The organism is Pseudarthrobacter sp. LT1, assembly GCF_035621795.1.
Taxonomy (GTDB): Bacteria; Actinomycetota; Actinomycetes; order Actinomycetales; family Micrococcaceae; genus Arthrobacter.
In genome coordinates, this window is the sequence record NZ_CP141830.1 from 2,982,286 (window position 1) to 3,008,855 (window position 26,570).

The 26,570-nt window shown below is 62.3% G+C and carries 32 protein-coding genes and 1 pseudogene; 14 read left to right on the forward strand and 19 right to left on the reverse strand.

The genetic code is table 11. The features are described 5' to 3' along the window. Positions 1–13 precede the first annotated feature (13 nt). On the reverse strand, positions 14–700 hold the full coding sequence (locus VIK36_RS14015; protein ID WP_324642374.1) for a recombinase family protein: 687 nt from the start codon (positions 698–700) through the stop codon (positions 14–16). Positions 701–1,581: 881 nt separating this feature from the next. On the opposite strand from VIK36_RS14015, the gene VIK36_RS14020 reads away from it, so the two are divergent. The 5 genes from VIK36_RS14020 (at position 1,582) to VIK36_RS14040 (ending at position 3,992) form a co-directional block, all read left to right on the forward strand. Continuing rightward, positions 1,582–2,358, forward strand: coding sequence for a hypothetical protein (locus VIK36_RS14020; RefSeq protein WP_324642375.1), 777 nt, complete (start codon positions 1,582–1,584; stop codon positions 2,356–2,358). A gap of 82 nt (positions 2,359–2,440) precedes the next feature. Further along, entirely contained in the window at positions 2,441–2,815 is a 375-nt protein-coding gene (locus VIK36_RS14025; RefSeq protein WP_324642376.1) for a hypothetical protein, read from the forward strand. Then, the gene (locus VIK36_RS14030; RefSeq protein WP_324642377.1) at positions 2,812–3,111 is read left to right on the forward strand and encodes a hypothetical protein; all 300 of its coding nucleotides are present in this window, start codon (positions 2,812–2,814) and stop codon (positions 3,109–3,111) included. The genes VIK36_RS14025 and VIK36_RS14030 overlap by 4 nt, the downstream gene beginning before the upstream one ends. Before the next feature lie 175 nt (positions 3,112–3,286). After that, entirely contained in the window at positions 3,287–3,703 is a 417-nt protein-coding gene (locus VIK36_RS14035; RefSeq protein ID WP_311262093.1) for a nuclear transport factor 2 family protein, read from the forward strand. Positions 3,704–3,839: 136 nt separating this feature from the next. Continuing rightward, positions 3,840–3,992 carry a hypothetical protein gene (locus VIK36_RS14040; protein ID WP_324642379.1) on the forward strand — a complete coding sequence of 51 codons (153 nt, stop codon included), beginning with the start codon at positions 3,840–3,842 and terminating at the stop codon, positions 3,990–3,992. Positions 3,993–4,045: 53 nt separating this feature from the next. Here the strand turns inward: VIK36_RS14040 and VIK36_RS14045 are convergent, their stop codons facing one another. Next, on the reverse strand, positions 4,046–4,252 hold the full coding sequence (locus VIK36_RS14045) for an STAS/SEC14 domain-containing protein (RefSeq protein ID WP_324642381.1): 207 nt from the start codon (positions 4,250–4,252) through the stop codon (positions 4,046–4,048). Beyond that, positions 4,249–4,434 (reverse strand): hypothetical protein, encoded by a 186-nt coding sequence (locus VIK36_RS14050; RefSeq protein ID WP_324642382.1) that lies wholly within the window; start codon positions 4,432–4,434, stop codon positions 4,249–4,251. The genes VIK36_RS14045 and VIK36_RS14050 overlap by 4 nt, the downstream gene beginning before the upstream one ends. Positions 4,435–4,591: 157 nt before the next feature. Between VIK36_RS14050 and VIK36_RS14055 the strand changes: the two genes are divergently transcribed. The 4 genes from VIK36_RS14055 to VIK36_RS14070 all read left to right on the forward strand — a co-directional run bounded on the left by VIK36_RS14055 (position 4,592) and on the right by VIK36_RS14070 (position 8,656). Beyond that, positions 4,592–4,759: a hypothetical protein gene (locus VIK36_RS14055; RefSeq protein WP_324642383.1), complete on the forward strand. Its 168-nt coding sequence runs from the start codon at positions 4,592–4,594 to the stop codon at positions 4,757–4,759. Positions 4,760–4,817: 58 nt separating this feature from the next. Next, complete coding sequence (locus VIK36_RS14060) at positions 4,818–5,435, forward strand: helicase associated domain-containing protein (RefSeq protein WP_324642385.1); 618 nt, start codon at positions 4,818–4,820, stop codon at positions 5,433–5,435. A gap of 299 nt (positions 5,436–5,734) precedes the next feature. Next, on the forward strand, positions 5,735–6,787 hold the full coding sequence (locus VIK36_RS14065) for a serine hydrolase domain-containing protein (protein WP_324642386.1): 1,053 nt from the start codon (positions 5,735–5,737) through the stop codon (positions 6,785–6,787). 693 nt (positions 6,788–7,480) lie between these two features. Continuing rightward, positions 7,481–8,656: a serine hydrolase domain-containing protein gene (locus VIK36_RS14070; RefSeq protein WP_324642387.1), complete on the forward strand. Its 1,176-nt coding sequence runs from the start codon at positions 7,481–7,483 to the stop codon at positions 8,654–8,656. Between the two features lie 348 nt (positions 8,657–9,004). On the opposite strand, the pseudogene VIK36_RS14075 reads toward VIK36_RS14070, so the two are convergent. After that, positions 9,005–9,402: pseudogene (locus VIK36_RS14075) on the reverse strand (DUF4259 domain-containing protein). Positions 9,403–9,544: 142 nt separating this feature from the next. On the opposite strand from VIK36_RS14075, the gene VIK36_RS14080 reads away from it, so the two are divergent. Next, positions 9,545–10,444, forward strand: a complete 900-nt coding sequence (locus tag VIK36_RS14080) for a DNA/RNA non-specific endonuclease (RefSeq protein ID WP_324642388.1) — start codon at positions 9,545–9,547, stop codon at positions 10,442–10,444. 164 nt (positions 10,445–10,608) lie between these two features. Next, on the forward strand, positions 10,609–11,313 hold the full coding sequence (locus VIK36_RS14085; protein WP_324642389.1) for a DUF2510 domain-containing protein: 705 nt from the start codon (positions 10,609–10,611) through the stop codon (positions 11,311–11,313). Between the two features lie 51 nt (positions 11,314–11,364). On the opposite strand, the gene VIK36_RS14090 is transcribed toward VIK36_RS14085, so the two are convergent. The 8 genes from VIK36_RS14090 to VIK36_RS14125 all read right to left on the reverse strand — a co-directional run bounded on the left by VIK36_RS14090 (position 11,365) and on the right by VIK36_RS14125 (position 15,785). Beyond that, positions 11,365–11,877 carry a hypothetical protein gene (locus VIK36_RS14090; protein ID WP_324642390.1) on the reverse strand — a complete coding sequence of 171 codons (513 nt, stop codon included), beginning with the start codon at positions 11,875–11,877 and terminating at the stop codon, positions 11,365–11,367. Between the two features lie 224 nt (positions 11,878–12,101). Continuing rightward, on the reverse strand, positions 12,102–12,245 hold the full coding sequence (locus tag VIK36_RS14095) for a hypothetical protein (RefSeq protein WP_324642392.1): 144 nt from the start codon (positions 12,243–12,245) through the stop codon (positions 12,102–12,104). Next, positions 12,246–12,383, reverse strand: a complete 138-nt coding sequence (locus tag VIK36_RS14100; protein ID WP_324642393.1) for a hypothetical protein — start codon at positions 12,381–12,383, stop codon at positions 12,246–12,248. A gap of 195 nt (positions 12,384–12,578) precedes the next feature. After that, complete coding sequence (locus VIK36_RS14105) at positions 12,579–12,920, reverse strand: hypothetical protein (protein ID WP_324642394.1); 342 nt, start codon at positions 12,918–12,920, stop codon at positions 12,579–12,581. 284 nt (positions 12,921–13,204) lie between these two features. Then, on the reverse strand, positions 13,205–14,338 hold the full coding sequence (locus tag VIK36_RS14110; RefSeq protein WP_324642395.1) for a hypothetical protein: 1,134 nt from the start codon (positions 14,336–14,338) through the stop codon (positions 13,205–13,207). 81 nt (positions 14,339–14,419) lie between these two features. Beyond that, the gene (locus VIK36_RS14115; protein WP_324642397.1) at positions 14,420–14,965 is read right to left on the reverse strand and encodes a hypothetical protein; all 546 of its coding nucleotides are present in this window, start codon (positions 14,963–14,965) and stop codon (positions 14,420–14,422) included. Between the two features lie 38 nt (positions 14,966–15,003). After that, on the reverse strand, positions 15,004–15,303 hold the full coding sequence (locus VIK36_RS14120) for a hypothetical protein (protein ID WP_324642398.1): 300 nt from the start codon (positions 15,301–15,303) through the stop codon (positions 15,004–15,006). A 200-nt stretch (positions 15,304–15,503) separates the two neighbouring features. Continuing rightward, positions 15,504–15,785 carry a hypothetical protein gene (locus VIK36_RS14125; RefSeq protein WP_324642399.1) on the reverse strand — a complete coding sequence of 94 codons (282 nt, stop codon included), beginning with the start codon at positions 15,783–15,785 and terminating at the stop codon, positions 15,504–15,506. Positions 15,786–16,283: 498 nt separating this feature from the next. Between VIK36_RS14125 and VIK36_RS14130 the strand changes: the two genes are divergently transcribed. Beyond that, complete coding sequence (locus VIK36_RS14130) at positions 16,284–16,976, forward strand: DUF6994 family protein (protein ID WP_324642401.1); 693 nt, start codon at positions 16,284–16,286, stop codon at positions 16,974–16,976. A gap of 24 nt (positions 16,977–17,000) precedes the next feature. On the opposite strand, the gene VIK36_RS14135 is transcribed toward VIK36_RS14130, so the two are convergent. Next, complete coding sequence (locus VIK36_RS14135; RefSeq protein ID WP_324642403.1) at positions 17,001–17,171, reverse strand: hypothetical protein; 171 nt, start codon at positions 17,169–17,171, stop codon at positions 17,001–17,003. Positions 17,172–17,824: 653 nt separating this feature from the next. Between VIK36_RS14135 and VIK36_RS14140 the strand changes: the two genes are divergently transcribed. After that, on the forward strand, positions 17,825–18,493 hold the full coding sequence (locus VIK36_RS14140; RefSeq protein ID WP_324642404.1) for a hypothetical protein: 669 nt from the start codon (positions 17,825–17,827) through the stop codon (positions 18,491–18,493). A gap of 418 nt (positions 18,494–18,911) precedes the next feature. Here VIK36_RS14140 and VIK36_RS14145 read toward each other — a convergent pair whose 3' ends face one another. The 5 genes from VIK36_RS14145 to VIK36_RS14165 form a co-directional block, all read right to left on the reverse strand. After that, a complete protein-coding gene (locus VIK36_RS14145; RefSeq protein WP_324642406.1) occupies positions 18,912–19,640 on the reverse strand; it encodes a PspA/IM30 family protein in 729 nt (242 codons plus the stop codon). Positions 19,641–19,759: 119 nt separating this feature from the next. Next, the gene (locus VIK36_RS14150) at positions 19,760–20,986 is read right to left on the reverse strand and encodes an ATP-binding protein (protein WP_324642407.1); all 1,227 of its coding nucleotides are present in this window, start codon (positions 20,984–20,986) and stop codon (positions 19,760–19,762) included. A gap of 72 nt (positions 20,987–21,058) precedes the next feature. Continuing rightward, entirely contained in the window at positions 21,059–22,291 is a 1,233-nt protein-coding gene (locus tag VIK36_RS14155; RefSeq protein ID WP_324642408.1) for an ABC transporter permease, read from the reverse strand. 2 nt (positions 22,292–22,293) lie between these two features. Further along, the gene (locus VIK36_RS14160) at positions 22,294–23,220 is read right to left on the reverse strand and encodes an ATP-binding cassette domain-containing protein (RefSeq protein WP_324642410.1); all 927 of its coding nucleotides are present in this window, start codon (positions 23,218–23,220) and stop codon (positions 22,294–22,296) included. Between the two features lie 492 nt (positions 23,221–23,712). Then, the gene (locus VIK36_RS14165) at positions 23,713–24,648 is read right to left on the reverse strand and encodes an endonuclease NucS domain-containing protein (protein WP_324642411.1); all 936 of its coding nucleotides are present in this window, start codon (positions 24,646–24,648) and stop codon (positions 23,713–23,715) included. 896 nt (positions 24,649–25,544) lie between these two features. Between VIK36_RS14165 and VIK36_RS14170 the strand changes: the two genes are divergently transcribed. Further along, the gene (locus VIK36_RS14170) at positions 25,545–25,862 is read left to right on the forward strand and encodes a hypothetical protein (protein ID WP_324642413.1); all 318 of its coding nucleotides are present in this window, start codon (positions 25,545–25,547) and stop codon (positions 25,860–25,862) included. A gap of 76 nt (positions 25,863–25,938) precedes the next feature. Here VIK36_RS14170 and VIK36_RS14175 read toward each other — a convergent pair whose 3' ends face one another. Then, complete coding sequence (locus VIK36_RS14175; RefSeq protein ID WP_324642414.1) at positions 25,939–26,322, reverse strand: hypothetical protein; 384 nt, start codon at positions 26,320–26,322, stop codon at positions 25,939–25,941. Between the last annotated feature and the right edge of the window lie 248 nt (positions 26,323–26,570).

Sequence of the window (26,570 nt, forward strand, 5' to 3'; positions counted from 1 at the left end):
GCATGCGTAGGCCTTATCTGCGGGCCGGTAGCTTCGTCTTCGCCGCGTACTGCGACCGGCCGCGCCCATGGGCAACTTCACCTGACTCCGGAGGCGTGTCCGCACCGTACTTCTTGAGGTAGCGGTACAGAGTGGCGCGCGACCAGTTGACGGCCTCGGCTGCCTCATCGGCGGTGTTGCCCTCGGACAGGAGCTGACGGACGAGCCTGATCTTGGTCTCGATGGTCGACTGCTTGGGCCCCTGCTTGCCGAACCTCACCCCGCGGGCCTGGGCGGCCATGACCCCGGCACGCACCCTCTCATTGATCAATTCACGCTCGTACTGGGCCAGGCTGGCGAACAGCGCCAACTGCAACCTGCCATGGGCCGACGACGGATCAACGCCGTCCATGATCGAGTACAGCCGGATACCCCGGTCGGTGATGTCCTGGACGGTGTTGACGACATCCACGAGGGACCGGCCAAGTCGGTCAATCCGCCACACGAAGATCTCGTCGCCTTCGCGGGCGTACTCGAGCAGCTTCGTCATCTCGGGCCGTTCGCGGGCGGCCTTGGCTCCCGACATCTGGTCCACGAAGATGTACTTCTTTTCGACCCCTGCCTCGATGAGGGCCTGGACCTGCATTGAGGCATTTTGGTCGGTGGTGCTGATCCTGGCGTAGCCGAGTTTCACGGTGTCCCCTTCCGTCTCATGTCTCATAGACCCTTAAGGAGTCTCAAGACACTACTGTGATACAGGGTATGTGAGACATTTTTAGCCGCGGAATCACGGGAAAACCGGCTGAGCGGAAGTTCCTCGTAAAAGTAGAGTTTGTGAGATGGTTTGAGACGCGCAGTGACCGTCCTCTCGAAGCCGGAGCGGGAAACATCGCAACCTGCATGGGGAGCCCCTTGCCGCTCCTGTCGTACTTTCCGTCGTACGGCATCCTGGTTTCCCAGGGAACACTCGTGAATGTGTAAATGGCAATGCCGATGCAGAGTGCCAGGGCGATCCATTTGACGACTTCGACCCGCCGGCAAGCTACCTTGCCCAGCCTGAGGTCTTCTTCCGTCAACCCCTCCGGAATGGCTGTTTGCTCTGCATCCGAGTTAGCGCCATCCTTCATGGTGTATTCACCGTCTTTTGGCGCAACACCCAGTGGCCGAGCTGTTCATAATTCTTCTCCCCCATGGCTTCAATCCTACCGACCGTCACAGCTGTCCGCCCATATGCCGGTCCCTCACCGTATGTGGCGTCGGAGGAGCAGATGCGGACTCTTCCTGCGTGCCAGACGTGCGCCGAGTTGTCGAACGGCTCAGGTTCCCCCGGTCGTGATGCTGTAGGCCGACGAGGCGCCGTCTGCGGGTCGTGCTTCATGGAGCGGCCCCTGGTTGGCGCTTGCCCTAACTGCGGAGAAGACTGACCTGCTACGGCAGCCGATGACGGCAATGCTCGGGTAGAGTCATGCCCGCGGGCGCGACCCGCGGTTCCGGTCAAAGGGGGATTCGGTGGGTATTGGTTCGTGGCTTCGAGAAGCAATGAGCGGCAGGACGGCCACCCGTCAAACAGCCCCCGAACAGGCATCGCCGAATCAGCCATCCATGACGCTGAAGGTCTCCTTCGACTTCAACTCGTGCCTGGAGGTGGCCGGCACGACCACTTTCGCCGCTGCCGCCGTTGCCGCCCTGGCCGACCGGGAGGGGATGGGCGAGCTGGGCTACTTCGAGGGCCAGGCCCAGCTGCAGCGGGATCCCGGAAACCCGGTTGATCGGCAAGCCATCGATGTGCTGGTCGATGGGGAGAGGGTGGGCTGCCTGCCGTCGTACGCCGCAAAAGACTTCCCCTTGCCGATCGGCGCCAGCCACCCCGTCCCTTACCAGCTGCACGCCGCGGCCGGGAAAAAGCTGCTGGCCAAGGCGTACGTCTGGATGGGTGCGGGCGAGCCGCAGTGGACCTACTCGCGGGAGAATCCGCCGGCGCTGAGCAGCCAGGAGCGGATCAACGACTCCCACACCCAGAAGACCGAGATGGTCCGGGAAGCATTGGAAGAGGGTGGGTCCAGGGCGCAGTCGTTCCGGCGCGGCATGGTCGACGGGGTCCACTACCTGGAGCTCGTGGAGCCGATCAAGCAGCTGAAGCGCGACGGCTGGCTCAACGAGGCCCTGGTCCTTTGCTACAAGGCGATCGAGGCCGCCGAACGAAGCAGGGACGGCCGGGAGCCAGCACCCTGGTACACCGAGCAGGCGGCCATCGTTCACCGGAAACTCGGGGAAAAGGACAAGGAAGTCGCTGTGCTGAAAAGATGGATGGACAGCACCCCGAAGTCGCGCCGGGCCGGCAGCAAGATCGCTGAGCGCCTCGCGAAGCTGGATGCATGAGGCCCAATCCGCGAGTCAATAGTGTCTTCGACGGTATCGCAGAGGTGCTGATCTGAGTGCGACCGAGCCGCACCTTGTGACGGTGTCAGCGACGCGCCGCCCGTGGACGTTCGCCGCGGTGTGCGTCATGGTGCCCGCACTGACCCTCCTGGTGTTCGGCCTGTCCCAGGTGCCGGTGGTCGAGTTGCTGCCGGGCTACGTGGCCGCCTACCTGCTGATCGGGGCCTGCATCTTCGGCCCCGCCGGAAAGCTGCCGTGGCTGCGGCAGGCCGTGGCGTTCCTGCTGCCCGGCGCGCTGCTCGTTCCCCTGGCATTACTGAACCTGGGCTTCTGGGCCGGCGGCTGGCTGCTGGGCCTGCCGGCGTGGGGACTGCTGGTCAGCCGGTGGACGCCTGAGAACCCCCTCCAGCCCGTCCAGCTGCTGAAGTTCTGGGCCTGCTCGTGTTGGGCCTGGTGATCTTCACGTTCAACGCCATCTACCCGTTCCCGAGCCTGGGCCTCTTCCTGCTGCCGGTCATTCCCCTCGTCCGGCTCGCCTACCCCAGGTATCGGCTGCAGGCGGCAGCGGAGCTTCTCGTGGCCATAGCCACTGTCTGGATTGCCTTCGCCATTCCAACCCCTGAAGGAGCCTGGTCCTCGCCCTGGACATACGCCGGCGGCGCCGCCACGGTGGGTTTGATCATCGCCTATGGAGTCCGGGTCGCCCCACGGGCTTCCCGACGCCCACAGCTCAACGACGGGGCAGTTGTGTAGCCGGCAATCTCTTGCCGCCCCGACTCGACAGGCGGACACTTGATCTACTGCGCTAAGCAGTCGGCCTAACAGGTCGCCACCGAACCAGGAGAGGCAAACGTTGCGGAGGCATTGGGGGCGCAGGAAGAAACGGCCAAGGCAACCGCCTTCTGGTCCTGATGCAAGGGGGTGAGTGATGCTCAATGAGGCAGATCTCCTGGAGGCTCTGCAGCGTCACTGGGAGTTCGCGGGCGTGGACGAGACAATCTCCCACGAGATCTACCACGATGATGCTGTGCTTGAGTTCCCTCAGTCAGGTGAACGATTCGAAGGCTTGGAGAACTTCCGCGAGTGGCGGCGGCAGTACCCGGCGAGGCTTAAGTTCCATACTCGGCGAATCACTCATCGTGCCGATCTGGTCGTTGTAGAGAACTTGATCAGCTATGACGGCGGGCCTTGGATGTTCACCGTCGATCTGATGGAGTTCAGAGGCGACAAGGTGGCTCGTGAGCGTATCTACATCATGGATGGCTGGGAAGCTGCGGAGTGGCGCGCCCCGTGGCGTGCCGAGCGTTCTGCCGACCCCGCACCTCCGCCTCCCCAAGCTAACTGATACACGTGTTTCCTGGCCGAACTGCTGTTTACTCGGGCTGCATGTGGGGACCGTACCTTGGGGGACAACAAGCCTAGGGACGGGAAAAGACAATGAACACCGATGAGATAGCCGAACCGACCGACGGCGCGTCCCTGTGGAGGGGTCAAGAGGTCCGTGTCCGTGCCGGGGCCGGGACCTGGGCCACGGCACCGTCGATGACCTGACCGATGACGGGTCCATCGTCTGGATCGTCTTTGGTGGAGCCGAGCCGCGGCGCATGTTCCTTGAAGAGGGCTCGGCCAGGTAGACCGTACTGGCGCCCACATCGATTCGCTAACTCAGCCGTGGTTTCCCGGCCCCTCAGGCATGGGAATCATTGGCCTCTTCGAGCAGCCACTCCATTGCCTTGTCTTCAGAGGTGAAGTATCTGATCGGGAAGCCGGTCGGCAGCAGGGTCAGTCGGAACATGGCGACCACCCGGTCAACGGGAGAGGAACCCAGGAGCGCCATGCGCGAGACGCTGGACGGGTCGGGAAAGACTTTCCGGGCGGACGCCGAGTGAGTCACACCTTGGATTCAACCAGGATCGGCAACCTGGCGCCGTGGCCCAAGGTGGCGATCGCAGCGATGGCAGCCGCGGCTACTTCGATGCCTATGTTTGCCGCTGGCTTCCAGCGCAGGTATAGGATTCCACCGGACAGCTCCATCGTGCCTTTGCCCTTGAGGTCCACCTTGTTCACGCTGTTCATGCCGTCCCGATTCTCTGAAGTCCCACCCCCACTCATGACGGTAGCCCACAGGTGTCGACTCCGAGAGGCACAGGGCTGCTAGGTTGCTTCACCCCCCGCGCCTTCAAAATCCTTCCGCTCGCGTAGCCTAGGCTCCAACGACTATTTGGGGGTAGCAATGTTTAGTCTCAGTCCAGCCTTCGGCATTCTCGGCATCCTGTACGCAGCCTTCACGCTCGTCGTTGCCGGACTGGCGGTGTACGCCCTGGTACTGGCCATCATCTTCCTGCGGCTGCGGATAGCGGAGCTCAAGCGGGCAACGCCCCCGGGTGGCTCGCTGGAGTGAAGAACAGGACCGTCTAGTGGGCCGGACCAACCGCAGGGCGCCGTACCCGGAGTGGGTAATGATGTATCGCAATGGCATCAGCGCGCCGAGGATCGCTGCGGCCGCCGGCGTTGCCGAAGCAACCGTCCGCCGCCACCTAGCCATTGCCGCCGGGCAGGATTCCGGACTCCGTGCCGCCCACGAGTCCGCGGCCTCAAAGCCCCGCCGGGTGATTGCTCCGGGCCGGAGGAACCTGGCCGACGTTCTGGCGTTCCATGAGGCCGAGGGGCGGCTTCCATCCCTCCGCCAGGGCCGGGAGAAAGCATTGGCTACGTGGCTGCAGCGCCGCCGGATAGAAGCCGAAGACGGCACCCTCTCCCCCACGTACGCCGGTGCACTGGACGCAATTGCGAACTGGCGGGAACAGCCAACGAGACGGGATGCCGACGAGGCCCGGTGGAGGCAGCGTGTTGGCGAGGTCGCCGCCTATCTGGCCGCCGGCAACGACTGGCCCCGCCACCATCGGACCGAGGATCAGGACGAACGGATCCTGGGCGTTTGGCTGCACACGCAACGGATCGACTACCGCGCCGGGAAGCTCGACCAGGCCAAGGAGCAGCAGCTGGACGAGCTCATCCCCGGGTGGCGGCACGGCAGGACGCGGCGGGGCGCGAACAGTAAAAAGAGCGGCACGTAGCGGGAGGACTGAAGCCAAGGATCCGCCAGGAAGACAGCTATCAAGGGGAGGGTTCCCCGCCGCGCCGCTCAGTCCTACGATTGAGGGGCTGGGGCGACGGCGCCGCCACAGGTTTGGCCGGACGTGGTGCCGTGGACGGCCGCTAACCAGTCATCTCGTCCCGAGTGGATCCGGCAATGAGCACGAAGAATCACGTTTGGAGGCGGGCGTCACTCGCAGTCGTCCTCCTTGTCTCTGGCTGTACCTATTCACCCGATGAACCCGCACCGTCTTCAAGCTCACCAAGTCCCTTCGCTTCCTTGGAAAATCAGGTCCAGCTGTTCCTGGGTGAGGGCGCGGTGGCGGCCGTAGTCCAGATCCGCTGGCCCGAAGGTGAGTGGTCCAGGGCTTACGGCGTGCGCGATCTTGAGTCCAGGACGCAGGCTCAGCCTACGGACCGGGTGGCGGTCGCAAGCGTCACCAAGACAATGACGGCCGTGTCCGTGCTGAAGCTCGTGGACGACCACCTCATCGGCCTCGACGATCCCGTCAATGACGTCATTCCCGGGTTCACATCCATACTTAAGCCTCCGAGTCCCATCACCGTGCGGCAATTGCTCAGCCACACGTCCGGAATGCCCGAGGTCAACGATGCCCTGCCAAAGGATGTTGACATTCGATCCCTGTTCTCCCAAACACTCACCATGGAGCGGGGCCTGGAACTGGCAGGGACCCTTCCCTGGGCCTCGGCCAGTGTCGGGTCATTCAAGTATTCGAATACGAATTACCTCGCACTTGGCCTCCTCCTCCAGACCCTGCGGCACAAGCCCTACGTCCAGCTCATGCAGGAAGAAGTCTTTAAACCCCTCGGTATGAAGAACACGAGCCTGGATCACGTCGACCCGCATGAGCCCGGACTGTTGCACGGCTACGTAACCCTGCACGGCGAACGAATCGACACGACAGATACCGCCTTCGCGGATGGCAGCCCCGCAGGCGGCGCGTTTTCGACCATGGAAGACCTGAACCTCCTCATGGCCGGACTTTTCCAGGGACGGGCGGTCTCCGCGGCGTCACTGCGCGAGATGAAGACCAGCCCCGGTTTTAGCCCGTACGGACTGGGCCTATGGGAGCACGCGGACGGCTGCTCGAAAGAGTCCCGGCATGAGGGCCTGGGTGCATTCGATGACTACCTGACGGTAGCAGTCAGCAGCGGAGACGGGCGGTACCAGGCGGCGATGACAGTCACAACTCCACCAATGCCCACAGGGTTCGAAGACCCCTCTACTCAGGACAAACGTCACCTCCTGCACGGCCAGATCGAGTTAACCCTTAACGAGGCCCTGGACCGAATATGCAAACCGGCCAGCTGACGTAGCAACCGTCACAGTCGGGTGATGCGCCCAAGAACGGGGGGAAAGGTTCCCTGGCCGTCAATGTAACCATAGGTGTGTTAGCGGCGGCTGGATGGGTTGAGCTCCCTACCCGACAGGATGCCCCTCCTTGCAGTGGTCCTGCCCCGGCTGAATCTCGTGCCCCTGAATGCAAGTCCTCTCAGGCGGGAGCGGCCGGTCGTGGTAACTGAGGAAGATGCTGCTGTATCCGCGTTCTATGCCATCGTCCTCGCGACGCAGCCACTCCCTCAGATGCAGCCTGTGAAGCTCGCCGCCCTTCTCTGGCTTTTTCGATTCATCCGTCCGATGCCTGAGAGGTTTCTTCACCATGGCACTCGCGGCCTTCAATACCGTCCCTGTTTGGCGCAGAGAGGAACCGGTGCAACCATGATAGAAGTCCTCCCAGCGCCGCAGGAATCTACTGCGCTCGGGCCTTGTGAACCCCTGATGGCGGCACGGCGGCCGCGGCGCGACGTAAACGGCGGACGAATCGGCAGTTGGCGAGAGGACTGGAAGCCAAGGATCGGCTGACAGCTACTGGGCGAGGGTTCCCCGCCACCTCTCGCAGTCATAAGATTGATGTGCTGGGAGGGCGGTGCCGCCGTAGGTCTGGCCGGATCCGGTGCCGCGGGCGGCCCCGAACCAGTCATCTCGTCCCGAGCGGATGCGGCAATGAACACGAAGAATCACGTTTGGAGGCGGGCGGCACTCGTTCTGGTCCTCGCTGTCGCTGGCTGCACCTATTCCACCGATGAGCCCGCACCGTCATCAAGCTCGCCCAGTCCCTTCGCTTCTCTGGAAGATCAGGTCCAGCTGTTCATGAATGAGGGCGCGGTGGCCGCCGTCGTCCAGATCCGCTGGCCCGGGGGTGAGTGGTCCCACGCCTACGGCGTGCGCGACCTCGACTCCAAGAGCTCGGCTCAACCCGCGGACCGGGTGGAGGTCGCCAGCGTCACCAAGACGATGACGGCGGTGGCCGTCCTAAAACTTGTGGACGACCACCTGATCGGCCTCGATGATCCCGTCAATGACGTCATTCCGGGTTTCACAACCGCGCTCAAGCCCCCGGGTCCCATCACCGTGAGGCAGCTGCTCAGCCACACATCCGGGATACCCGAGGTCAATGATGCCCTGCCACACGACGTCGACTTCCGCCCGGCACTCACTCAAACACTCACCATGGAACGGGGTCTGCAACTGGCGGGGACCCTCCCCTGGGCCTCTGACGATGTCGGGTCTTTCAAGTACTCGAACACCAATTACCTTGCACTCGGCCTCCTGGTACAGGCGCTGCGGCACAAGCCCTACGTCCAAATTATTCAGGAGGAGGTCTTTGCCCCTCTCGGTTTGAAGCACACCACCCTGAGCCGCGTTGACCCGCACGAGGACGGTCTTTTGCACGGCTACGCGACCCTGCGCAGTGAGCGCATTGACACCACCGACAACACCTTCGCGGTCGGCAACCCGGCCGGCGGCGCAGTATCAACGATGGAAGACCTGAACCTCCTCATGGCCGGAATCTTCCAGGGGCGTGCCGTTTCTCCGGCGGCTCTGCAGGAGATGGTCACCAGGCCCAGTTTTGGCCCGTACGGACTGGGCGTGTGGGAGCACGGGGACGGATGTTCAGCCAAGTGGCGGCTCGAGGGCCGGGGTTCGTTCTGGGGCTACCAGACGGTTGCAGTTAGCAGTGAAGACGGGCGGTACCAGGCCGCGATGACTGTCACAACACCACCGATGCCCACGGAGTTCGAGGACCCCTCCACCCAGGACAAGCGCGACTACCTGAACGGCCGAATCGAATCAACACTCAACGAAGCCCTCGACCGAATCTGCAAACCAGCCAGCTAAGAAGGTTCGAGCCCGCTCGGACAGCACACCCTTGCCATTTAATGATGGGGACCGGAACAAGAATCAGCAGATCCGTGACGGCTCTACTGCCGCCCCTAAAGCTGTTTAGATCCCGCCTCCTCCGACTGGCCCTACCCAGCCGCTGAACTCTCCTCCTCCCCTCTGGCGCTCATCGTCGTCCTTTCCGCAGCGGAGACAGCGCTTGTACAGGCTGCCGTCTTCGGCGTGTTCGACATGCCATTTATGGCTGATATTGAGCTTGCACAGCAGGGCCTTCATGGCCTTCTCCCGTCCGCGTATCTGGCACTTTCAATGATGGCCCTCGCGCGTCACGGACGGTACTGGCAGTTACCGCAGCGCGCTACGCAGCCGCTCCGTGAGGTCGTCGAGGGATTCACGCCATTCGGGTTCGTCGGCGTCGTCCCAGAGCTCTGCCAGCTCGGATTCCTCTCCGGCGACCCGGCCGACAGCCTCCAGCGCCAGTTCGACATCTTCGGCGGTGAGCTCGGCCCCGTGGGCGGTCACCCAGTCGGCGACGTTCTCCGGTAACTCGCCCGGCGGGTTGCCCTGGCAGCCGGCAGTGACCTCGGCGCGGCGATAGCGATGCTGCCCTCCGGAGCGTCGACGTAGCCGTTATTGGCTTTGGCTAGGGCCCGGCGGATGACGTCGCCGCCTCCACCTTCGAGTTCGTCCAGCCAGTCCAGCGCGTCGTCATTCGCAAACGGCAGGTAGCCCCATGCGCCCATATGTCAGCCCCTTCGGTTGCGGCATTGTGCTGGCACTAATATGGCAGACCAGCCCATGCCAGCACAGCATCTTGACTCGGCGGATTAGTACCCGCCGCTCCATGTTCAGCCCACCGTCATGCGCGGCTGGTAGGGTCCGGACATGGATGAACTGATGACGGACCAGGCGGCAGCCGCCACCGCCCGGAGCCTGACCGGCCGGGCCGGGTATGACGCCGGCTTTCTCGGGGTCCCGGTCCCGATCCCCGCACCGCGCGGCGTGAAGACCGTCCTGCTGCCCTACACCCACGTCTCCGTCCTGATGCGCCCGGACAAGCGGCTTGCCGCAGTAACTGCCCTGGCCATGGACGGGAAGAAGCTGATGGACCTGGGCCGGGCCGGGATCCAGTGGCGGCTTGATCCGCGCCTGTCGGCGGACCAGCAGACCGGGGAGCGGGTCTACGCGCACAACGACATTGACCGCGGGCATCTGGTCCGACGCGCGTCGGCCGTGTGGGGCGACACTCGGGCCGAGGCCGAGCAGGCGAACGAGGACACGTTCCACTACACGAACGCAGCCCCGCAGGCGGCCAAATTCAACCAGGGCATACAGCTTTGGCTGGGGCTGGAGTCCTACCTGCAGGAGAACGCAGCCGACAACAGCCGGCGCATCATCGTGTTCACCGGGCCGATCTTCGGCGCCACCGACCCGGTCTACCGGGGCGTGGACATCCCGCTGAAGTTCTTCAAGGTCACCGCCTTCCTCCAAGCCGGGAAGCTAGCGGCCACTGGGTACGTCGTGGACCAGACACCATCCCTGGCCGACCTCCCGGACATCCCCCGGCTTGGAGTCACCGACGAAGCCCCGCCGCCCGGGCCGTTCCGGACCTTCCAGGTCCCCATCCGGGACATCGCCGCCCTCACCGGCCTGGGCCTGGACCAGCTGGTGGCCGTCGACCGGATGCCGATCGCGACTGCCCTGCCCAGCGCCCGCGTCACCGAAACATGGCGGGAACTCCACTCCCCCGAAGACCTGGACCTGGACTTCGATCTGGGCAACTGACGGAGATGTTCTATGAGAAGTCAGTTCGGAGCACGCCTAAAACTGTGGCGATCTTGCCGGAAACTTCGCTTTTTCGAGAGCCGCTTGGGATACAGTCCCCCTGTGCGTCTCCAGACGCAGGCCGGTGCGGTACGACACTGGCATGGCTCTAAAGAGGGGGTGCCATGGGCAAGATGAAGGGTAACCGGCTGAACACCGCGGCGAACGTCGGCAGCTTCATCACCGGACGACAACAGCTGAACGTCCAGCGCACCATCGCTCAGCAGAACGCCGTCCAGGCCGAACTGGCTGCCGTCCAACTCGCCCAACTCCAGCGTCAGCAATTGGACGCGGAGTATCAGAGGATGCGTTCTTGGGCCGACACGGAAGTGGCGGGCGGGCGACTTAGCCAGGCTGACGCAGAGACCCAGGTGGCATCCCACATGTTCAATCTGGTGACCCCTCCGCCCCAAGCCTCCGACCGGATTACTGCCCGCTTCACGGAGTTCCTCGTCGCCGGTCTCAACGCAGGCGGGGCTGGAAGAGGATGGTACAACCAAGGCGATGGAACTGCCCGGTACTGGGATGGGACGATGTGGACGCACCACGTAACCTCTCTCCAAGTAGCTAAAGAACTCGTTCAGCGCCTCTCGGCCGAGGACTATAAGGGCCGCCGCCAGCAAGTCGGACAAGCAGTGCAGGGACCCTTAGGAGACTCGTCAGCAACGCAGATTTCGACTCCTACCCCTGGCCCGGTCCAGTTGCCGCAGCAGCCTGCCCTGCCGCGGGCTGGCTGGTACCCAACGGCAACACCAGGAGTGCTTGGTTACTGGGACGGTCAGGCTTGGACTGGTGAAATCAGGCCCGACCCCGACAGCTTCCCGGGATAGGCAGCTTTCCGGCGCGTTCCTTCGAGGTGCCTGAGACCGAGGTAGAGGCTGCTAGCCCTCTCCTGCCAGCACAGCGCACACGTCTGCTAAGACCTCGCCATCTAGGGAATATGCGGTGATCATGTCGGTGTCGGCGTCGTATGTAAAGGTCTGGTGTCCAGCGACGCTGAAAGTCTGAGTCGTCGCTGTCACCGGGCCTTCCAGCCCGATGTCGCCAGCATAGAACCCGATCATGTATCGTCCATCGATGGTGACGTGAAAGTCGTTGGTCGCTTCGTCATAAGTGGCAACCATCGCATATCGGGAGCGTTGCGTGAATGTCTGGCCGGACTCTGCGTTTGTCCATACGCCGGTGCCGACGTTGTGTTCCCAGAATCGGTCGCCGGGCAGAATCTTTTCCGAGCCCTTTACTGTGATACTCCCGTGTACGGCGAACCCCGGGCAGAAGTCGCCCGCGGGGGATTCGACATCGAAATCCTGAGCGTTGGCGCTCGAGACCGGCACGAGGAGCCCGACTGACAGGACTGATGTCACGGCTATGGCGCGGCGTAGCAGCACGGGCATGGAGGCCTCCAAGGAATAACGTTGTAATGCGGACGTTACGCCCCAGCTTCCGTCCCCACAAGGGTGCTCTGGAAGGCTCCTGGATTCAACGCCAGCCACCGTTGCCGTAGACGTAAGGACGGCGAGTGGAGGGTCGCCCACCGGCGCCCGGATGCCTTCGCAGGATGACCCACAGCCTGGCCTCCGCTCTTTGTTCGACGAGTCGCGTGGAGCCGCTGCAACGGCTATCGGACCCTGAAGAAGGACTTCGGGTCGTCGGCGCCGAGCAGGTCGTGGTGGAAGGCGATGGCGTCCACGGGCCGGGTGTCCACGAACAGGACCGCGACATCTTTCGAGTGGACGACGGTGTAGCGGGTGAGGTCATCCATTCAGGATTGGATCCCGGTGTACGCCTCGACGAACAACCCGTCACCGAGCAGGCCCCGCTCCTCGAGCAGGTCATAGACAGGATTCCAGGCGAGATCCATTCGTTCGTGGATCGCCGCCTCAACCGTTGGAGCCGTCATACCTTCATGGTGCTCCCGGTCACCGACAGTCTTGCGAACGACCCGCGGGCGTGTCCTGAAATGGCCCGCGGCTAGACTGAGTGGGTCAGGACGGTTTGGTTGATCCATGGCGGCGGGGCGCTGCCGCTGTTCCGCTGGTCGGTCCCGCACAGATGAGTCTTATGCCCTTGGCCCTGTTCCGTGTATGGGCCCGGCTCAAAGGAGTCGTTCTCGGCGCTCGAGATCTTTCCATAGCTGCGAAATAGTGGAACCACTGGGGTCGCCTTCCCCGCGCAGATGTGCCTCGGCCCTGGCCTTGAAGTCCTCCCAGCTGAAGGCTCCGGCCCTTGGCCCCAACTCGTGGTCTTCGTGGGCAATGGTCGCCGCCAGCAGATAGCGGCTCATGTGGTCGAGGTCGACATAGTCGTAAACGACAGGCTCCTTGGACCCGCCGCCGCTTCCGGTTCTTCTTATGCGGTTGCTCAGGCTCTGGCTGCCGATCTGCCGGCCGAGTCGGGTTTGTGGATGCGACTCTGGGTTCAGAGGCTCGGTGATCACCAGGTGAGGGAGGGGCGTGACAGTGACCGTGGGCGCCTGCTGGAAATGGTCCGACGAAGGTAGCCGGATGCAACTTGCTCGTCGACTGATAGTCCATCGGCTTGTCCTGTCAATGTTGCTGTCACCGGCATGGCTACGGGGTGGATCGAGTTCGCGACAGCCGCGGATTTGCGCGCGACGGATACAGGTCCACAGCGCGAATTGAGCTCAAAGAGATAGCGGGTGGCCGACATAGACGACACACTCTCGTTCCAGGGACCGCGGGAAGTGGCGCGATCAGACGGTCATACCGGGCTAAACGTGTCCGAGCGAGTAACCCTAAGGTTCTGATGAACATCATCGACCGTTGCATTGATGCCTGATTCTTCGGCAGTCTTTAGGCACCATTTCCAGAAGTAGGTTCCCAAGAGTTCGCGCAGTTCAGTGCCGTCGTGAATGTATTCGCGGATCGCTGCACCAACACTACCCAAAGAGATCCACTCGTCGGAGGGGATTTCAGGGTCACTAAGGACGGCAACAAGGTAGTTTCGCATTCCAGCTATAAACGCTGCTCGATCGCCATTAAGGGGCGCCATACTCGAAGCACTGTGTCGCTTCATCACATGTAGGAAGATATTGGGTTTCGGAGTCTGTGGCGTCTTGCCAGCGATGGGAGGAACCGGCATGTCAACTTCCGCAACACGAGGGGGAATGCTCTGCGGGACGAATTCGTCTCTGATGAGCTCTGCAAGCTGACCATGCAGGGCAGCGATTTGGGCGTGGATGTTGCTGGTACGCTCCCAGAAATTCGCTGATTCTCGGGGGTTATGCTGCCAAATTATCGAATCGGAAAGACTGTCGGGCACCTTGCAACGAAAAAGTTTGCCGAGTGCTTCAGCCAGTCCTACAACTGCTGACATCTCGTTTACCAGCAAGGGCTCAGGACTTACAGTGGTCATCACTGCCGTGCACATATCTTCCAACGAGCCGTAAACCTTGCCGAAACGAAGTCGCTCCTTTTTGGTTTCTGGAGTGATTTGCGGGGAGTAAACACATTGAAAGATCTTGACTCGGTGCGCGTCGAGCTCGGGGAAGAACTGATCCAGGACCTTTTGGCGAAGAGCCCAGCGAACGGCATCCAGCTGACCGGCGACCTGCTCGACGGGATTACTCTGTACGGATCCGTCTTCGAGGAGCCAAACGTCTCCTTCGTCCCTGACTTGGGAAACGTGCTTGGGGTATCTCTTCCATTCGCTGACAAGTATCGTGCCCAAGCGGGTGTTGTAGAAGAGCCAATCCACTTCAGCAATCCGTTTTGGTGACTGAACTCGGCAATTGCTAAACGCCCAGACCTCATCGTTGAGCAGCTCGTTGAGCTTGGCAATGTCAGCTGGATGGGATACATGGGCGGCTTTGCTAGCCGAAGGGAAGTGGAGCATGTCTTCCTCCTTAGTCGCCACCTTGGCGGCCGATAGCTGTTGAAAAATGTCCGGCCATGGTTGATGTCATGGCCGGGCACCTCAAGGATTCTGGAGAGCCCGTGCAAGGCCGGAGCCGGTGGACGAGGCCCAGCCGAAGCCCTTGAACCAGGCGAACGCCAAAACAACCCACGGGATGAGTGGATTCCATGCCCCGGCAGTCATGGTCTGGACTGCCCCGTATCCCAGCACCAGCACACCTCCAACCCAGCCGATGAGTGTGGCCGCCACGATCGGCAGGGTGTCTCCCATCTTGAAGCTCCACCAGTCGATGACCAGGAAGTACGCGGCGATGGCTGCCTGAACCCGCTGGACGACAACTGCCTGCTCGACGCCCAGGAACTGTGTGACCACCGGCGAGGCCGTGAGCGAGATGGCCACTCCCAAGGTCGCGGCCACAGCCACGGAATGAGAAATGACAAATAGCGCGTAGGCTCGGACGCGCCGGGATGAACCCGCGAACGTCCGCACCACGCCCCGCTCGGCTTCGAAGTTGTTGTCGCTCAGGACTTTCCCGAATTGCAGGAGGGCGATGACGGTGCCGACAGCTGCCACGACGGCGATCGGCAGGCCAGCGTCCCGCAGCAACTGCAGAAAAAGTGCAGGCAGTTCGCCGGTTGGCTCCACTAAAGCTGATCGAAGACGTGCTGGACGAACCGCTCAACCTCTTTGCGCTGCCCGAAGCCTTCGACCTTGGCGTGGACGGTTCTGGCGGACTGCTCGTCGAACACGTCAAAGATGACCTGGTACCCCTGGTTGAGGGTCATGTTCATCGAGTTGGTGACCGAGTGCGCCCAGCGCCAGCCCACCCGCCAGTCCGCTGTGCGCCCGGCGGATGCAAACGGGTCATCGTCCGCTTGGGGAGCAAACGGTCCGTACTGTCCTTCGCTTAGGGAGCCGGTCCCGAAGCGCCGAAGGACGCCCATAAAGCGGCGTTCCTGCCCAACCTCCTTGACAACAGCGCCGATTTCCTGAATGGATTTGCCGGTCGAAACAGGTCCTTTAGTAAATTGGTAACCCATAAGTTTGCCCCCTACCAATCAGGCCCAGTGCCTGATTTTGGATGACCGTAACAGACCAGGGGAGAAAGCAGTGGCATGTCGCTCAAAGCAGGGCGCACATTACGTCAGCTCAGGGATCGGACGGTGAATTCTGAGCCATTCCACTCGATCAGCTTCGCACCGCCTTGGCCCTCATAGCCTTTTCCGGTGAGGGCTGCAAGTTCCAAGGCCAGACGTTCCGCATGCTCCTGTTCATTCAGACGGTCCAAAATGACAAGACGCTCTCCGGACCCTGATTCAGCCACAATTTCCCAACTACCACTCAAGGGGTGCACCTCAAATGAACTCACCTTGTCGACGTTGATCAGCTTCAGAAACGATTTGGCGGGCTTTATATACATCCTCATGCGGCAAAATTACCAGCAGGCCCCTTGGGGAACTCCGACTGGAGGATGACGCCGCGCCGGCACGCATGGGCGATGAAGTCCTCAAGGCGTCCCGGCCGATGCAGTGATGTGCACGTGACGGTGCTTCGATCACCGGTTCGTCCTTTGTGGACGGGGTGCGAGTCGGCCTTCAGATCCCGACGAACGGGCTAATGGCTCAAGATCGACGCAAGAGATGCCGAAGATTGATTAATTCGCTTCCGCCTTCTCCTGTTGCCTTCCTAGAGTGTTCTCCAAGGCAACGACAACGACGTCTGGGGGACGTATGAGCACGAGCGATTTCTCATTCACGCAGGAATCACAAGCCTCGCGGCCGCCCGTCCCTTCTCCGCCAAGGAGCCCCTTGGCGAAGCCACGACCAGTGCAACTGGCCCCGGCACTCACGGGCCGAGAGCACGAAGTGCGGCGGCTCATCCGCGACCTTGCCGAACTTGCCGCGGCTCGCCACGGGAAAACGGCATGACCGCCGGCGTCGATACGTCCTTTGACTACTTCTCGGACACGCCTCCCGGGAAAGATCCGGATAGGTACAGCCCAACCCTGCGACGGCACCACCAGCTGCTGTGGAATAAGGAGCTACCCACGGGCGGATGCTTCACTTTGGTACCTGAGCCCGGTGCCCACCTTGTACACAGGTCAGGGTCGGGTGTCTTCTTCCTCTCGAGCGATGCCATCACGACCAGAATGAAGCACAAAGCAGCCCGACTAAGGTGTGACATCTCGTCCGAGGACTTGCCCGCCTACCGCGGCTATACCGCCGGGAGCATCCTCGTGTTCCCAGGCAACAGCATCGGCGGGAAGATGACAGTCAACCGTGCACGGGGTTGCCATCCCAGGATCGCTGATCGCTTCGACCTGACCTTGGAATGCATACGTCGCCACTATCTCGACGAATTTCCGAACCCCCTCGGCGATGTCCTGCACAGGTACGCGGACTTCTTTGCCCTGTTCGGGGACTTCACCGGGTACGTAAACTTCTTCCTGCTCCAAGACCTCGTCGAGGAGGACGGAAAGACGATCCGCTACTTCCACCCGTTCGACGACTTCCGCACCACTGCAGTTCCCAAGACCTGTGCCGAATACCTGGCGTACCTGCGACGCAGTGAAGAGTTCATCACGGCCCGTAGCCGCACCATCGACGCCGAGCCCTAGGATCTTCCCGAAGCCGACCTTTGCCTAGTAGTCGATGGCCTTGCGGTCCATGGACTCCAGCGCGGCGAGCCGGGCTTCCCCTTGGGTCTGTTCTCCCAGGTATTCGAGGGAGGCAAACTGGGGGTCCAGGAATGAGGCGGCGAATTCCTGCTCGCCGCGGACGGGTGGCTTCCTTCCGGCCGATGTTCTCCTCATACCGGTCGATGGCTGCCGTCGGGTCGCCGGCGTCGAGGGCACGGAGGGCGGCGTTGTCCTGGGCGCATCGAGGAGATCCCTCACGTGCCATTGCCTGTCTCGTAACTATCGATGAACACCCCGATTCCTGCAAAAGGTTACGAGGCATAGTTACGAGAACTGCACCTGGAATCGCGGGTCCGGGACTCAACCGAAAATCTGTGGCTGCGCAGGTGAGGAGAGCAGTCACTCTCTGAGACGTCCCGTTACTCAAGGGTTTCGAGACAGGTCTGCGGCGGAGCGGTTAGGGCACCTTCATCGTGCAGGGTAAACGTACCTATCGGGGGCAGACAACGGAGTAAGGCAGGAATCCGTGCCCGAGTGAACGCTCAACGACCGGCTTCCGGACGGACATCGGCGTCGGTCGGTGGACCATTTGGGGTCGCTCGTCCCATCATCCGAAGCTCTCCGGGGCCCTGGCGTCGGGCTTGTGAGGTTTGGTACCGCAGTCCTGTCGCAGGAGACGGGAACTGGATCGTCTCGGTGATAGAGACCGACGTCGAGCGCGACAAATCCGTCGTGCGGGCCGCCACTCTGAGTCACCTGTATTGGAGCATCTGGGGCGGACTCGAACGCAGCCGCCCGGAATGGAGCCGACCCCGTAAGCTAACGCCATGACCACGTCGAGCTTTCTTCTCCAGGACCGATCTTGGCGAACAATAGTGATCCCCTGGGGCACAGACTTCAACTCACGCTTGCGAAGTGCCGTCGCGGATGCGCCCCCTGAAATAGCTAATCCGGCAATCCCTTCGGAACTTGATAGGTACCGGATCACGAACGATAGTTCGCTTAGCCTCCTGGACTCGCGGCAGGTCGAGCCGAACGATCTGTTGCCCTTCCACATCTGCGCCACGGCGTTCCATAGTTGGGCTCGCGCCGAGGAGGAACTCCTCGACTACCAGCGGCAGTGGATAAAGCATCCCGAGACCACCTTGGAATATCGGCTGGTCGATAATTACCTTTACGCTCTCACCTGCGTTTACCAATTCAATCTGGCGAACCTCTCTCTGGTTGACGAGTCGAGCGACTTCTCCATGCTCCAAGGTGCCCTGTCGAGCATCCAGATGGTCCGTGGCGTACTCCAGCAGGCGATCCCATTCGAGGCGTCCCTAATAGATGACCTCAACGGCTTTCCTTGCCCGACCGAGCAGGTTCGCAACGCCCTCGAGCGTCCCACCGCCACCCACGCCGCAAAGACATCAATACCGCCCTTATCGCCCTTTGCTCGGCTGCATCAATCCGCATATCCTCTGCATCGACCTGCATCTCCTCTGGATGGTTAAGTCCTATTCGGTGCAGTGGTCGTAGGCCGTCAGGGAGCGTTTTTGGAGGTTCGCTGGTTTCCGGTTGTGTCCATGACGGTTCGGCGCACGATCAGGCGGTCGAACAAACTCCAGAACACTTAGGCGGGGCCGCCACAGTTGTCCAACGAAAACCAGTGCAGCAACCCCGACATGCTCTAGAACAGCCGGTGACGTGGACACGTCCTGAAGCGAGTGCCGGTCCCAGAAGGGGGTAGGTTTCGAGTTTCCGCATTTGCGCCGCGACGTTGACCTGCTCTGATGCCCGCGCGACAGCAGGAGAGCTGCACGTAAGCCGATCCCCTTACGTACACCGGCTCGTCTTCAGATCTGACGCAAGTGTCTCGTAACCTCTGCGCCTCGAAACCCTAGGGATACGAGACGGCGAGAATGGTCGATCCTAGTAGTCGATGGCCTTCCGGTCCATGGACTTGAGCGCGGCCAGGCGTGCTTCCACTTCGGTCTGCTCTCCGAGGTCTTCGAGGGAGGCGAACTGGGCGTCCAGAGATGAGGCCGCGAGTTCCTGCTGGCCGCGGACGGTGGCTTCCTGGCGGCGGATGTTCTCCTCGTACCGGCCGATCGCCGACGTCGGGTCACCGGCGTCGAGGGCCTTGAGCGCATCGTTGACCTGGGTTTGGGTGGCGGCGACCCGGGCCCGGTTGACGAGCTCGTTGCGCCTGGCGGTCAGTTCGCCGAGCTTGCCGCGCATCTGGTCCAGGCCGCCCTTGAGCTTGTCGACGACCTCGTTCTGGGTGGCCAGGGCCGGTTCCTGGGCCTTGGCGGTGGTTTCGGCGGTCATCTGCCGGCCGATGGCGACCTTGGCCAGGGCGTCGAATTTGTCGGCGTCGGTGCTGTTGCCGGCGGCGCGGAACTCGTCGGCCTTATGGGAGGCGGCGATGGCCTTGCGGCCCCAGGTCTGGGCGTCTTCGACGGCCCGGCGGTGGTCGTCCTCGGCCATGCGGAGGTTGCCGATGGTGGTGGCGACGGCGGCCTCTGCTTCGCGGATGTTTTCGGAGTAGTCGCGGACCATCTGGTCCAGCATCTTCTGCGGGTCTTCGGCGGAGTCCAGAAGGGCGTTCAGGTTGGCCTTGGCGAGCTGGGCGACGCGGGCGAAAATACTTTGCTTCACGGGGGTCTTTCTATCAGGGACGGAGTTCAAGGTCCATGTGTGCGGCAACCGTCATGGCAACGATCGGGGCCGACTCAGGATCTCTCCGAGCCTGTGATCAGAATGCGAGGATCGGCCCGTCAGCTGGCGGCATGCCGGCCGCGCCGCTGGCGCAACTCCGGAACGCTCAGTTCAGGAACTGCCCTCATCATGAATCTGTCGAAATGCGGGACAGTAAAAGCCGCGTAACCGTGATTCGGCGTGTAGAGCAGGCCCTTGTCAATCAGCTGTGACCTCGTCGGGCTGACCTGTTGGGATGTGCGATTCAGCAGGGCGGCGACATCACTTGCCAGCTGCGGCTCTGGCCCCAACTGGGCCATGGCTCGAAGATAGGCTTGCTCGAGCTCTGTGGTGCGGTCCAACCGAACCCGGAAGAAGCTGCCATCAAGCTTCTCTTCCACGTACCGATGCGCATCAGTGACATCCTGAGCGGTGATCGTTTCGTCGTTGGCCAAGTTCCATACTGCAGAGCCCATCTCCTGCAGAAAGTACGGGTATCCCCCAGTCAGGCGCACGGCTTCTGCGGATGCCGTTTCTTCGAACGTCACGCCGCTGTCCAAGGCAGGCCGGGTGATCGCTTCAACGGCGTCATTGTCATCGAGCATGCCGATTTTGGGGAACTTAAAGAGCCGCTCCGAGTACGACTTGGCTTCGCCGGCCAGCTCCGCAATCTGGGGCAGCCCTGCCCCGACCATGGTGATGGGCAGGTCCCGTTGTACCGTCTTATGCAGCGCCGCGATAAGCGCCTCCATCTGTGCCTTTGTTAGAAACTGGACCTCGTCAAACAGCAGGACAAGGCCCGTCTTGTGGTCGCGGGCAGCCTCGCCTACAGCAAGAAATAGGTCGGTCAGGTCAACACCCAGTTCACCGCTGTCAGCCTGACCTTCTACCGCATCCACGTCGAAGCCGGCCGTGAACTTGCCTTCCGGGTCGACCGAGACTGTGAAGGACCTGAGCACCCCGGCAGCCTTCCGTGCGCGGTCAGTCCACTTCGCACGCGGGGAAATCTCGAGAAGAGCTTTCCTGAATTCAACGGCCAGCTGACGACGAAAGTCCTCGTCACTATGCTTGCTGACCTCGATCTCAATGACCGCCCAACCAGCCGAAATAGCTTCCTTGCGGAACGCACCCAACAGGACCGTCTTGCCCACACCACGCAAGCCCGTGATGATCATCGACTGCTCGCTGCGCCCGCGGGCAAGCCGTGCCAGGAGAAGCTTAAAGGACGCCAGTTCATCGGAACGGCCTACCAACACAGGCGGGTTGGCGCCTGCATTGGGTGTGTAGGGATTGTCGAGGGGATCCATAGCAAGGATAGTAGTGGTTTATAAGTTTTTTATAAAGTCAGAATACTCTTGCAAGCCTGCCCGTTCCCCGATTTACTTGGCAGCCATCTCGCTGCGGCGGAAGGTGGCGGCGATGTTGAGCTTCCGGCCGTATTCGATGGAGCCGTACCGGAACAGGTGGACGGCCAGACGCAGGATGGCAATGCCGACGACGAACAGTTCGACGATGACGACGCCGGCCTCGATAGGGCTGAGAGTCCCGAAGGCGTTCCGGAGCAGGGCGGTGACCGGTGCGGTCAGCGGGAAGTAGGTGAAGATTTGGACGATGAGGGCCTCTGGGTTGGAGATGACCAGGCTGAATATGTAGAAGGGGATGAACATCATGGCCATGAGCGGCCCGAAGATGGTGCCCGCCTCCTTGGCGGTCGGCATGATCGCGCCGATGGCCACGAGGGTCCCAGTGAACACAGTGAATCCGCCCAGGAGCAGCAGGGCCCCGGTGATCATGGGTCCGGGTTCGAAGACCAGGGAGGACAGGCTCAGGGCCGGCAGGGCCAGTGAGTCGCGGAAGAACAGGTAGGCCAGCCCGACCGGCGCCAGGAACACGAGGATCTGCACGAGCCCGACGGCGAACAGGGAGATGATCTTGCCGGTGATCAGCGTGGTCGGGTTCAGGGTGGTCAGGATCATCTCGGTGACCCTGTTCTCCTTCTCCTCCAGGGTGGAGTTCAGCATCTGGTTGGAGAGCAGAATCATCGAGATGTAGAAGACCACGAGGAACAGCATTGGCGGGATCACTCCCCCGACGCCGGCGGCGACCTTGCCGTCCTTGAAGGTCTCGGAGTCGAATTTCGCGGTCCCGGTCTGGGCTGCCGTCAGCTGGGGCGAGCCGACCTGGTACTGGGCCGACGCTGCCAGCAGCTGCTTGGCCACGGCCTCGTACTTGCCGTTCTCGAACATCCCCTTGTCGGCCCCGTAGACCTTCACCGGCTCACTGGTCGGGTCCGCCGGGTATTCGAAGTACGCCTCGGAGGTGCCGTTCTTCACCGCCTCGATGGCGGCCGCCGGGTCATTGGTGTAAGTCCCGCCGGCGACCTTGGCCCCGGGAGATTTGATGATGCCGGACGCGTCGCTGTACGTGAAGGAGAACTTCGCGCTCTTCTGCGCCTCGGCGCTGTCCTTCGAGCTGGCGTTGGAGGCGAACACCAGAGCGAAGACGACGATCAGGAGGATCGGGATCGCCAGGGTGGCGATGGCGAAGCCGCGCTTCTTGATGGTCCGGACGAACTCGAAGGCGACCACGGTGCCAAGGTTGTGCTGTGCCATGTCTAGTCCTCTGCCGTCTGGTGTTCGCCGTAGACCTTGATGAAGATTTCATCCAGGGAGACCCGGGTCGGGGTGAAGGACCGGAGGGCGACCCCGGCCTCCACGAGCTCGCGCAGGACCTTCTCCTCGGGGGCCCCCTGCCGCGGGGACAGCTCCGCCCGGCCATCACCCACCGAGATAACGTCGAACAGATCCGAGCCGGGCAGGACGCCGTCGTAGCTGACCCGGTAAACGGTGCCGCCGAACTCTTCCTGGACCTCCGCCACGGTGCCATAGGCCCGAGAGACCCCGTCCTTGAGCAGGATCACCCGGTCACAGAGCCGCTCGACTTCCTCCATCTGGTGCGTGACCATGATGACCGTCGCCCCGGCCCGCTTGTGCTCTTCGATGATGTCCATCAGCAGCCGCCGGTTCACCGGGTCGAACCCCTTCGTCGGCTCGTCCAGGATCAGCAGCTCGGGGTTGTTCATGATGGTCACCCCCAGCTGGACCTTCTGCTGCTGGCCGCCGGAGAGCTTGTCCAGCCTCGTCTTGGCCTTCTCCGGGATCCCGACCCGCTCCAGGTACTGCTCGGACCAGGTCCGGGCCGCGGCCTTGGACAGGCCCTTGAGCCGGCCGAAGTACACCATCACGTCCAGGACGGGTTCCTTCTTGTACAGGCCGCGCTCTTCCGGGAGGTATCCGAGGCGTGCCCCGTCCCGGGGTTCGAAGACCTTTCCGCCGATGTGCAGGGTCCCGGCGGTGGGCCGGTAGATGCCCAGCAGCGCCCGCAGCGTCGTGGTCTTCCCTGACCCGTTCGAGCCCAGAAACCCGAACGTCTCCCCCGCGTGGACGTCGAAGGACAGGTCACGGATGACAGTGGTGTCCCCGAAGTCCATCCGGAAGTCCTGAATGTGCACAAGCGGCTCTGCCGCGTCCCCCAACGTCATGCGCTCAGCCTATCTGTGGCAGGTTGGTCCGTCGCCAATAGGCATGCGTAGAGAGGGCGCCCCGAAGCCTGTTCTTGATCAATTCTTGCGCCCTTCAAGGGCTGTCGTTGCGGGTCGGATTCTACGGTTGAGCCAAGGTCCTACCGAATTGGGGGGAGGGTCTTAGCAATGGGGAAGGGGCCGGCGGCAGTACATTCACTGCCGCCGGCCACACCCCGGTAGGCAATGCAGCACCCCGCCATTCAGGTACCGTCCAGCAACGGCGCCTATGGTGAGGCCAGAGCCGGCGGCGGGATCAGCCGTTGAGACCGCGGGTGCTCCGCCGAGACGCCGCCGGCCACCAGCATCCCTAAGTAAGGCCCTTCCCGGAATCTGCGTAGCCTTTACTCGGGTGCGGACGGGCTGCTGTCCGTAGCGTGGTGTACGGAGCCGGCGGCGATGGCGTTGTCTGAGACCACTTCGCCTCCCCCAGCCGCCGCCGGCTCCCACTCGCTACGCGCCAGCTTCTTCCAGATGGAATTCGACCCGGTACTTCATGAACCGGATATTCCGCGTCATCGACAGGGCGCGCTGGATCCGCAGGTCGTCTTCCTGGGCGATGATGACGCCTTCGACGCTCTGGCCGGGTTCGAGTAGCGCGTCCTGGACGTAGCCCATGTACCGCTGAATCTGGCCCACGACGGCGTCGCTGGCCCTGCCACGCTTGAGCTCCACGACCAGGAGCCGGGTCCGGTCCTTACTGATCGCCAGGATGTCCATCGGGCCGGTGTCGGAGGGGTACTGCCGGCCAACCGGCTGCCCGTCCTCGGAGTAGATGTCATATTCACGGCCGAGAGAGGTGCTGGCCCAGTTGTGGACCAGGAAGTCTTCGAGCTGCTTCTCCATCTGGAAAGCCAGCTGCTCCTGCACTTCGGTGGAGATGGCCTGCACCAGAGGCTGGCCGGGGTCGGTCAACTGGGTGAGGGTGGCCAGCTCGGCGGCGTGCGCCTCCAGCTGGAACACCGTCATCGGCACCGCGGCGGTGGAGGCCAGGGTAGGGCTCATGTCGTCCCGGTTGATCGAGCCCTTCCACTCCACGGGACGCCGGTGCGGCAAGTCCGTCCCAGGGTGGTATTCGTACCCGCCGGTGACGACCCCGTATTGGTAGGTCCGGTCAGGTTTGGGCGCCAGGACCAGGTCACCGTCGGCGATGCCTTCGGATGCGGCCCACAGGTTGCCCATGGCCAGGCCCACAGATACCCGGGTCTTCTCCGGATACATCTCCTGGTAGATGCCGTTCATCGCGCCGCGGAAGACCTCCGCTCCCCCACCCAGGTGCGGCCGGATGTCATAGTCGCCGATGAAGTCAACGCCGATGTACCCGGAGCGGATCATCTCGTCGGCGAACTGTCCGCCGCGGCCCTGCCGCACCACCCATGCTGTTGTCATTGCTCTCCTGCGTCTCTGGGCCTGTCGGTGAGGCCGTTGTTGAAGGTATCAGGGAGCATGCGGCGGCGCGTGCGCGGCCCGCCGTCAGCAGGTGACGGACCGCGGGTTCGTAGTCCTGCTCTTCCAGACGTTCGTTGATCCCGGCACCTGGTACTGGGCCTCGACATAGTAGGTCCAGGTGCCTGCGAAGGCGTTCTGGCTTGAGTAGCCCGTACTCACAGATTGCGGAGGCTGGATTACGCTGTTTGGGTTGGTGACGATGAGTGCGAACGCGGTCGCCAGAGTGGCGAGGACCAGGGCGCCGGCGGAGAATCCGGGCTGGGCCCTCGCGGTCTTCAGGTTGAACCGCTCGAAATCAGGAACCCCGAGCGGCCAGCTCCCGCAAGGTGACTGACCTAAAGGAGGAAGTATGGACGCGGCCGAGTGGGCACAGGAGTTGGCTTACTCTCTGAGCGTTGGGCCAGGAACGCCTTCCTTACTGACGATTGCTAGTTGCACCGGACCCGCTGCGTGCAGGGAAGTCATAGAAACGGCCAAACGAGTAGTCGGGGAGGCCGGATGGCCGATCTATGAGCTCGTCGCTCGCGAGGTAGCCCCTGATCCGTCACTTCTGCGCGAAAGCGGCTTCCTAATCCTTCGGGACGTTCGCCAACCGTTAGCCCCAGGCGTGCCGGTTCTCATTGGCGCTCACCAACTACATATCAGTCGGGGCTTCCCAGTCGGTCTCCTTATCGTCGGGTCTCCTGCCGGAATTAGGGGCCTTCGGAGACATCCCGGATTAGGCTTTCTCAGCCGCGCCGAATGGGTAGTACAGAACTAGCGCGGGACCCGGCGCCGGTACACCTCGCTAAGCCAGCCCCCGGAACGGTGTCTCAGGCCGCGGCTACACTCTCACCATGGTGCAAGAGCTGGGCAATGACGATGCGGGCCGCTACCTTGTGAACACTGCTACGGGCAGCCAGTATCTGCTGGATCTGACCGCCAGGACAGTGCAGAGGCTAATGGCCGCCACCGCTCCAATCGTCGAGTATTTGGATGTGGCATTTTCCCCACTTCGCCGCGACGGGGAGTCACTGGAGCTGCTCAAGCTTGAGTCTTGCACTGTAGGCTGGCCCGCCCGGTACTGGCTTCAAATTCGCCCCGACCACGTTGTTACGCTCAGAACCACCTCCCCCGTGATGGACATCGTTGCCTTGGACCCATTGGAGGCGTGAACTGCGGGCCGGCCCTCAAGAGGACCATGAGACCGCAGCCGGGGTGGTCGAGGGCTTCTCCGCGTGACTCCTGGATCTAGTCCGTCGTTTCTTCGACCCTGACTTCGTCAATCCGGCGGCTGAAGGCTCCCAGCATCGCTTCGGTGTCGGGATCGTAGTTTAGGTACTCATCGGCCAGTGCTTCGTCGTTGGGGCGGCGGCTCCGGGCACGCCGCTTTTGCTGGGTCGCCGCCTTCAGCCGGAGCAGTTCCCGTAATCGGCGCTTGGCGGCCCGCAGCGCGTCCACAAACTCTTCAGCCCAGCTCTTGGCTTCTTCCAGACTTGCAGTTTGGAACAGATGTCGACCGCCGAGGGAGAGGACGTAGACACCCTGCTCATCGTCGAAATGGATACAGTACAGGCCCGCGCTGCTGTTCGCGTAAAGATTGCCATCATTTCGTATGAACCATACGAGCCTCACAATGTTCCCCCCGATCGGGCTGTGCGCTATAGCCTGTGGTCCACCCACGCTCGCACTTCTGGGTGCGCCCGCGCCACACTTGCCTGTACTCGTTTTTGCGCCGTGAGGGTAGCAAACTGGTACCCGCACGTAGGTCGCGTCCTCTGGCCGTACAGATTCTTGCGACCTCCGCCGCTGAGTTCCCGTTGAGGCCGAAGTATTTTGTCATCAGGGCTCGCCTGCAGAGGAGTCCGGCATCCACTCCGATA